The organism is Candidatus Omnitrophota bacterium, from assembly GCA_023227985.1.
Taxonomy (GTDB): domain Bacteria; phylum Omnitrophota; class Gorgyraeia; order Gygaellales; family Profunditerraquicolaceae; genus JALOCB01.
The window spans coordinates 22,957-29,694 of the sequence record JALOCB010000018.1 but is presented as its reverse complement, the minus strand read 5'-3'; the positions used below and the strand labels follow the sequence as shown (position 1 = coordinate 29,694).

Annotated in this window: 1 protein-coding gene (only partly in view); it reads right to left on the bottom strand. The window is 47.9% G+C overall.

Going from position 1 to position 6,738, the window contains the following annotated elements; all coding sequences use genetic code 11:
• The coding region annotated (locus M0R35_05135; GenBank protein ID MCK9595044.1) for an HAD-IIIC family phosphatase crosses the window boundary (this coding region is incomplete at both ends): on the bottom strand, positions 1–6,738 show 6,738 of its 29,694 nt. 22,956 nt of the annotated region lie beyond the right edge of the window.

Genomic DNA, 6,738 nt, shown 5'->3' with positions numbered 1-6,738 from the left:
CCGGTAGGAACTGATAAAATGCGACCGTATGGATATCGGAGGATACGGGGTATACTGAACAACCGCATTATAATGGCTTATGACCTCAAACCGGGCATAACCGACCCTTGATTTACCGCAGTAAAGGTCAGCCCACAATAATTTCCTGTTAGCTTTTTCACGCAACGTCACCTGAATAAAGAACTCATTGTCCGAACAATGGACGCGATAACGGTAAAGTTCGCGGGTCTGCCAGCCATCTTTATTATTGCGCCCACCGTCATTTATTACCGGGGCATAGAAGCGGGCCACCTCCCCGTAGATGCCGCCGCTCAGTTCTTCCAGCGTATGCAAAACCCGGTAATCAGTCCCCATTTTGCTTTCCCACCAGTGGGCGGAATATCTGCGGGCGGCATGCTTGACCTTCCCGTTAAGCTCATACACGGCGATTACCGCTTCGCTTTCGTTTTCGGTCCGGCAATATCCGTACTCTTTATAAAACTCATCATAATCCATCCAATACTTCCCGAGCCACTCATCGGTTATCAGCACCGACCAGGCTATACAGTTATATTCCGGATCCACATTATCGGTTATCCTGGCTATCGTAAGGCCCGGATGATTATGGTTTCCCCTGATAACACTAATGTCTCCCCACCATTTCACGCGGATAGCGGCATCCATCAGTTCGAAGAACAACGCGAAGTCCTCGCCGCCGTCGCGCCCGAGATAAAAATTCTTTCGCGCGCCTTTTTTTTGCGCCGCGAAATTCTTCCAGCCGCCGACATCGCGCACACGAAAAATATCGTCCTGCGGAAAGTTTATTTCACGGACAAACCCGTTATTAGCTTTAAAAGCGCAATTCAATGCCACCGCTTGTACGCTGGCCGTATCAAAGACTACTCCGTCAAAACCAATGATCGCCGCCTCAAGATCGCGGGGCACTTCCCGCCGCGTTTCTTTTCCACCGTCAGCGAATTCTTTGATAAGCCCATCCGCTTTTTTTATCTTGTCGTACGCCCACTTATACGGCCTAAGATATGATATATCGTCGCTTCCCCGGACAAGCCCCTCGCCCCTTCGGACTTCTGAAAGTTTAAGCTCCATCGCTTGCCAAAACGCCCGGCGGTATTCCGCCAGGCTTTCTTTATGCAAAGATCCGGCAATGCCTGCCGCCGCGATAAAATCAGCGAACATGCGTTTCTGCTCGAAAAAATCCCCTGGATCGCGTATGGCAAAAGCGCTGGTGTTGTCGATGTTGACGATACGCGCCGGGATTTCACCCGGAACGGACGTCATAACCAGATTATCCGGCTTACGATCGCCCAGACCGACAAGAAAAGAAGCAAGCGCCGCTTCGCCAAGGCCGGAAGAAAAACCAAGGCAATACGGCCGCAAGGCCAGCGCTTTTGCGTTAGAAGAATAAAACTCATCCAAAGTCATACCCCGGGCATATTCGAGGATCATATAACCTTTGGCGACAGTAATAAGCCGCTGGCTTTTAAAACCAAACCGCTCCAACAGCGCAGGCACAAAAGTTTCATAGCTGTAATCACGGCAATCCTTGATTATAAGCTGGCGGATAACGCCCCCCTGGCACGCGTCGGCGCGCGCAACCAAAACTTCATCGAACGATTTACAGAACAATCCGCGCAACACTTTTATTTCCTGAACGCCGCTGAAACCATTATCCTGAAGTATGCGCCTGATCGAATCGGCCTTGCGCTCGGCTTCTATCTCATACTCGCCGCCGTCGGAAAAATTTACGTTTTTATCGCCGACCGGAGAAAACAAGACATATCTCCCGTCGCCTCCGGGGATATGCTCTCCCCTGGCCGTCGCAACCCTGGCCCGGAGCATTTCCTCTGCTTTAGAAGTAAAATAAACACCGCCATAAGCAGATTCGAGATCTTTGAACCCGGAAATGATATTCGGATCATTAAAAACCTCCATACTTAAAGCATACCGGAACGGTATCGCCCGCAGCATCAAATTTTCATACGGGCACCGGCCTTTTTCCTTAAGACGAGGGAACACGCGGCAGATATCCGGGCGGTATTCATATATTGAACATCGAGTAGATAAACTCAAGCCACCGGTGCCGGAATATTCAAAAACGATCTGGAGTCCCGGACAGGGGAAAGCTGTCTCCAGAGAAAATACAGGATCCCCCTGTGCCTTATCAAAGATCGAGAATACGATCGCGGATTCACTGCGGGATATCCAGTCCGCCGGATAGGATAAACTTATGCCGGCCTCATTCGTTTTAAAGAAACAGCACGCGCCGTCAACACAACGGCTACGGGTTATGATTGTTCCGTTGAAATTAACCCTTTTACAGTCAAGGCACAACTGATCCGCCATCCCGCCATCGGCGTAACCGCGGGCGGAATCCCAGGGCTGTTCTTGGAGCCGATAATAACAAGTAAATACTTCCGGGCTTTCGGCAATATCAATAAAAGCCTTTGCGCTTTTTCTTTTCACTAATTCCAAAGGCGGGAACGGCTTTCGAGGATGACTATTGGTCACCTTTAAACATCCCTCCTTCCCGGAAGAGCAATAAGCCCGGTACCGGTATTCATTCCCCAGCATTGCAAAGAAATCGTCGGTCCGCTGGCCGTCGATCCGAAACCCGCTCAGCGTGCTGAAAAACGCCGCGGCGTCTGGCGCAAGAACGCGCTTAACCTCCCCGAACAGATTCTCTTTGTCTTTTATATACTCTTCAACGCTGTTAGCCACTATCACCCCGGAAAATATGCCGTCGTCAAAAGGCAATCCCCGATCTATATCGCAAATAGTTATTCCGCTCCGGAAATAATCCAGAAAGTCATACAATTCTTTTTTCTTGTGTTCGGGGTCTTTAAAACGCATATTACCGGGGAACTCCCAGCGCGGGATAACAATCTTTTCTTTATTAATAAAATCCAACTCCAAAGAAGGGAATGCGTCCCGTATATCTTTAACGATCACCCCGGCGCCCACGCCGACCAACAACACCTTCTTTCCCCCGGCGTCTTTCATATTGATTTGTTCCAAATGGTCCACAATACTACCTTCAAAATAATCCCTGTGTTTTTGGAAGTATGCATCGGCCAGCGTAAGCCCCCGGGTCACGTATTTCGTGGAAACATAGGGATTTTCCCGGGCTTTTAGCAATAATTGGTATTTTTCTTTTTGTCCGCCGTCGGCTGCGGAAAAACGGGTTATTTCCATTATCAACGTTTTAGTATCGAGCCGGAGAACCTGTAAGCAGGTATTCTTGATGATAATCAAATAATCCCCAAGGAATGATAAAGACGCCTCGCGCACTTCTTCCCCGGGTAAAGCGGATTCCTTGGAGTACAATACTGTTTCTTTACCATCCTCTACCATAGCCAGGCGCCAGAATTCAGGGATGCGCCCATCCAGCCAATGCCGGGGAAGAGTATTCCAGGAACAGATCATCCAGATCCTGCCTTTCGGGTCATTGCCAAGCTCAAAATCCCGGTATTTGTTTAAAGGTATGCCGCTGGCTTGAGGAGAGACTATCCGCGGATATTCGAATTTTCCGGATAATTCCGGGCATTCGTTGAGCCTGAAATAAACGCTTATATCGCGCACAAAAGCTTCAAATGTAAATTCGTCGTTTTCGCGTATTGACTCCACCCACTGACTGAGCAAGCCAGCGAGCATAAAATCCCCGAAAATGCTCACGCTGATATTTCCCAATTCACGAGTTCGAAACGTATCCGCGGCCAGGTTCTCTTTTTCGGGATTATACATCTCCTGTCCGCCAAACAACAGTGAATCGATGTAATTATAGAACAATGCATTATGTTCTTCGTCATAAACTCGCAAATCAGGAATATTCCAGGCAGTCTTAAGGTATTCGGCCAGCCGGTCGAAATTTTTCTCTTCGTTCCCGTCAAGCGGGATAAGAATGTTCTTCCCGTCTTTCCCGAATAATAAACCTTTTAATACAGCTTTTTCTTCTCCTCCATCCGATAGTGAATTATGGGGATAGATGCTGACATCTTTTTCATGAGCCGGCTCAAAAATGAAGAATTCCCCTCTAATCTCAGAAAAAAAATACACCGTAGTTTCAGAAGCAAGCGATTCAAGCTCCATAAATGCGTTTCTCGTAAAATATATCCCTCCCCTGCCTTCCGGAATAGCGGATAGATTTGAGACAACATTTTCCTCCCGCACAACAGAACGCTCCAGCAGATAATGAAAATCCAGGCCGAAATATAAAAACTCTTCATAAATACACATCTCTTTGCGGCCGGGGTATTGGGAACATAAGTCCGGCTGTTTATCCCATATTGAGCATTGGCCGTATAACGTAAAGCCCTTCCCGGCAGGATAATCGAATAATATTTGCAAGGCGCTACAGGCGCAATGATACTCTTCCCAATTTATTACGCTTTCCTTCTCATACCTCGCCGCCGGATCGATTTTGTAAGGGAAGAAACCGATAATCGCTTCTTTCCTGACTATCTTGGACGAATACCCATATATCTCGCGCAATCTTTCCACTATTTCCGGATGCCGCAATATTTCCCCTTCCGGGCCGGGCTTCAGGAAACAACATGCGCTGTCCACGCACATCCTGCGCCCGCGGGCGCCGATGGCAAAACTCAACTCCAATACCCCGCCGTCGGAACAATCATCAGCCCTGACAAAGGAAGTCTTCAACTTCTTGGATGCCGCATCGCGGCTTACCAGGATCTTGCGTTTAACAAACATGAGCCACTTCACTGTTTCGCTGCTTATCCGGATACAGCCGATTTCGCTGATATTGATAACAAGATCATCTTCTTTTTTCGAAAGAGGCTTGAACTGCGGACCTCCGCAATCCATACCTATCCGGTAAGATCCCGGGTCCTGCCTCAAGAATTCAATTGCCTCGCGGTCGATCAAAACCAAACCATTATATGCGATCGTATTTCCCGATTCATCTACCGTATCCAACGCGGCTAAGAACACTTCATTTAATATAGGGCACCGATCATTATCCCCTCCATCCCAAAGAATATTAGCACCTTCATCCCGGGAAGAACCGTATTCCGGGATAAGAAATGCTTCGCTGGTATTATTATCTAAGAACCTGCCCAGCCTGCCTTGATAAATAAGAAGAGGTAAGATATGGACAAAAGAATCGCGTTTAAGTGATTGGATAGCCCCGGTAATACTAAGAAGCGCTTTAATATTACTCTTATTAGGGATGAAGGGAGCGTTGCCTTCTTTTAACAATATCAGCGCCATAACAACAGCCGCGCTGCGATGATTGCCGTCCTCAAAAAGATTCGGCTGACTTAACATCATTCTGGCAGCTAAACCTGCGGCCTTTTCCACTGGCGGTGACGATTCATGACGCCGGTACCATTCCCATACCGGGCCGATAGAGCGGGAAAACGAACCGCGGGTTCTTGAAATGAATTGCCGGTAATATGGATAGACAAAACGGTTTCCGCCCACGGTAAGCAAAAGATTTATTTCCAACAGATCCTCGGCCCTCAGCGGCTCAACGCTATCCAACCGCATATTCACGTAGCGATAAGCCTCTAATAACATATCCGATTCAGCCTCAAAGGCCGCCTGCGGGATATTAGAAACGATATTCAAAGCACCGAGGCTTTCTTTCACTTTCCTCAAATCCAACAGCCGGACATTCTTCCCAATCCCCGAATTGCCACAGGTGGATATAAACTTTTTTTCTCTGCTGCCGCCGTCAAAATCCGCGTTATCCTGTTCGTATTTCTTCGCTTGTAAAAAAAACTGTTTAGGGAAATGGGAAGGTTGTTCTTCTCCCGGCGCCGGGCGGTCCACAACCAACTTTAGGATCTCTTTTATTCTCCTTATTTCCACCCGGCCGGGGCCTAATCTGCGTACAGAATAATCTCCTACCGGAGTGCTTAAATGCAGCGTATTGCCGTAAACCCGCAAAACCGGATCTTCTTTATCCTCTTCGTCGTAATGATAATCACTCAAAAAATCAAAATAATCAACGAGCTCGGGAAAATCCTTATCCCCGCAGAATTTTATATCATCCAGCCACTCAACGCCCTCATACGGAGTAACATCCCTTCCCGCGCACTGCGACAATTCATCTATTACCACGAGGCTTTTATCCTCACTATGCTCCCGCTCATCCGGTTCAATTGTTTTACGGGGCATACCGCTGTCGGTGATCAAACGAACAATTATCCCCCTGGGACCACGGATCATTTCAGACGGATGCTCTTTCTCCCATTCGATCAACCCATCCAATTCCCATAATCTCGCGCCATCGCTTCCTTTCTCCCGTGTGAAAAGATTTACAAGCCCCAGGTATATAAATAACGGAGAGATAATCACAAAACAGATCCATGGAGAAAACCCGTTATGCGCCCCAATACAAATGAGCGTAAAAGCCATTATCAGGTCAGCGGCTGGACCCATAAACGTTATAAACCATTCTCTCTTGTACCGCTGCAATTGTGTCCGGCCGCTGATATCGCCCCAAACACCAGGTTTCCCGAGAAAAAAACAGCTTTCATTAAAAATCACAAAACTTGCTTTTTCACCTAAGATCCTGTACGCGAGATAATGGCCGGTCTCATGAGGGATGCCATACGGACAATAGTATAACAACTGCCACCACGCGATGGAATAAGCGCATCCGCCGTCGGTATTTTCACTTTGTCTTCCTTCAGCTTGCCGGAGTTTTTCCTTATTCCGGGAAATCGCCTTAAAACGATCACTGGTAATGTTAGGCAGCGGCAGCCCGCTTACTAC